This is a genomic window from Aeromonas sp. Prich7-2 (assembly GCF_017939255.1).
Classification (GTDB): Bacteria; Pseudomonadota; Gammaproteobacteria; order Enterobacterales; family Aeromonadaceae; genus Aeromonas; species Aeromonas caviae.
In genome coordinates this window covers 1-470 of the sequence record NZ_JAGKRI010000231.1, presented here as the reverse complement: position 1 = coordinate 470, position 470 = coordinate 1, and the positions used below count along the sequence as shown (strand labels likewise).

Sequence of the window (470 nt, the reverse complement as noted above, 5' to 3'; positions counted from 1 at the left end):
TGACCTTTCCTCCTCGCTGAAAGTGCTTTACAACCCGAAGGCCTTCTTCACACACGCGGCATGGCTGCATCAGGGTTTCCCCCATTGTGCAATATTCCCCACTGCTGCCTCCCGTAGGAGTCTGGACCGTGTCTCAGTTCCAGTGTGGCTGATCATCCTCTCAGACCAGCTAGGGATCGTCGCCTTGGTGAGCCATTACCTCACCAACTAGCTAATCCCACCTGGGCATATCCAATCGCGCAAGGCCCGAAGGTCCCCTGCTTTCCCCCGTAGGGCGTATGCGGTATTAGCAGTCGTTTCCAACTGTTATCCCCCTCGACTGGGCAATTTCCCAGGCATTACTCACCCGTCCGCCGCTCGCCGGCAAAAGTAGCAAGCTACTTTCCCGCTGCCGCTCGACTTGCATGTGTTAGGCCTGCCGCCAGCGTTCAATCTGAGCCATGATCAAACTCTTCAATTTAAGTTTGGTT

At 55.3% G+C, this 470-nt stretch carries 1 rRNA gene; it reads right to left on the bottom strand.

Annotated features, from left to right (window positions below):
- Positions 1-460: ribosomal RNA gene (locus tag J9892_RS21350) — 16S ribosomal RNA — on the bottom strand; the annotation flags it as partial.
- Positions 461-470: the final 10 nt, after the last annotated feature.